Raw genomic sequence first — 1,545 nt, forward strand, 5'->3', positions numbered from 1 at the left:
AATTGAAAAATGCAAATTTGCAATTGGAAGTTTTCATTTTGCAATTTTCAATCTCTTGCACCGTGTCCTGCAACGGGGAAACGGGTGCCGGACATTTCTGGAATGAAACCAGCGCAAAGGAATAAGGTCGTCAACCCCGAACTTTTAGCAGCCCAGCGCAAGCCCTCTGGTCGCTCATCGTTCCCGAAGCACCGGAGGGCTCGCGCCCTACCGCTAAAAAATGCTTCACAGCGTTGCCGGACGCGGCCGTGTCGTTCCGGGGACCGGATATCCGGAGGTGTCGCTTCGCTCACCTCCGGCTATTGGCTTTGACCCCGTTCGGGGTCAGCCCACGTACTGCAGATGTTAGCGGAACGGCGCGAGCCGTCCGGTCTCGGCTCGGAAGCCCCCGGCAATACCGGAGGGCTGGCGGCCTGTCGCGAATCGATGCTTCACCGCCTTGTCTCGTCGGTCGCTTGCGTGGCGCCGCGGTTCTGGTAAAGTCTATAGACCTCTACAAACCTGAGTGTCGCCGTGACTTCCACCCATGCCCAACTGGCCTACCAAAACCTCCGCTCGCGGCTGATCGCCGGTGAGTTCGCGCCGGGCAGCCGGATTCGCTACGGGCCGATCGGACAGGAACTCGGGATCAGCGCCACGCCGGTTCGCGAAGCCATGGGGTTGTTGGCCAACGAAGGATTCGTCGAACTGGTCCCGCAGCTCGGGGCCGTCGTTCGCACGATCAATCCTGACGAGTTGGTCGAACTGTACGAAATGCGTGAAGCCATCGAGCCATACGCGGCAGCCAAGGCGGCCGAACGCGCCAGTGAGGCTCAGGTCGCCGCGATCGGTCGAGCGCTGGGGCGGATGCGGACGATCGCCGGCAAGGTCGCAAAAACGAAAAACCGACAAGCCGGTAAGCGTGACACGGCGGAGTTTGAACGCGCGGACCTCGGATTCCATATGTTGATCATCGACGCGACCGGCAACCAAACGATGGTCCGGTCGAGCGAAAGTTCCAACGCCCTGGTCCGTGTCTTCGCCGCCGAGCGGCACGCCTATGACGCCGCGATCATGGAGTCGACGTGCGACGATCACGCCGCAATCTTTGACGGGATCCGATCCAGGGACCCCGAGCGCGCCCGCGATGCGATGCAGCGTCACATCGCATCGGGGCTTCAGTTGACGCTGCAAGAAATTGAATCCAGGGAAACCAATCGATGGGAAGTGTCGTGACAGATCATGCAAGTGGACAATCGGTTCCAGCCTCCAGCCCGATTTCGCTCCAGGGGATCGTGCCACCGTTGGTCACACCGCTGGCGGCACGTGACGAGTTGGACGGCGCCGGGTTGCAGCGTTTGTTGGACCACGTGATCGACGGCGGCGTGGCCGGGGTGTTCATTTTGGGGACCACCGGCGAGGCTCCGAGTTTAAGTTACCGGTTGCGCCGCGAGATGATCGCCGAATCCGTTCGCATCGTCGGCGGGCGCGTGCCGGTACTGGTCGGAGTGACCGACACTGCCTACGTCGAAACCGTAACTCTGGCCGAGTATGCCGCCCAATGCG

Annotated in this window: 2 protein-coding genes; both read left to right on the top strand. The window is 61.3% G+C overall.

Annotated elements, in window-relative coordinates:
• Window positions 1–513 precede the first annotated feature (513 nt).
• The gene (locus ABX749_RS32465; protein WP_372899686.1) at window positions 514–1,215 is read left to right on the top strand and encodes a GntR family transcriptional regulator; all 702 of its coding nucleotides are present in this window, start codon (window positions 514–516) and stop codon (window positions 1,213–1,215) included.
• Window positions 1,212–1,545 (top strand): dihydrodipicolinate synthase family protein (locus ABX749_RS32470; protein WP_372899687.1); only part of this gene is annotated, 334 nt, incomplete at its 3' end. The genes ABX749_RS32465 and ABX749_RS32470, both read left to right, overlap by 4 nt.

The sequence above is a fragment of the Stieleria sp. genome (assembly GCF_041595215.1).
In the GTDB taxonomy this organism is placed as follows: domain Bacteria; phylum Planctomycetota; class Planctomycetia; order Pirellulales; family Pirellulaceae; genus Stieleria; species Stieleria magnilauensis.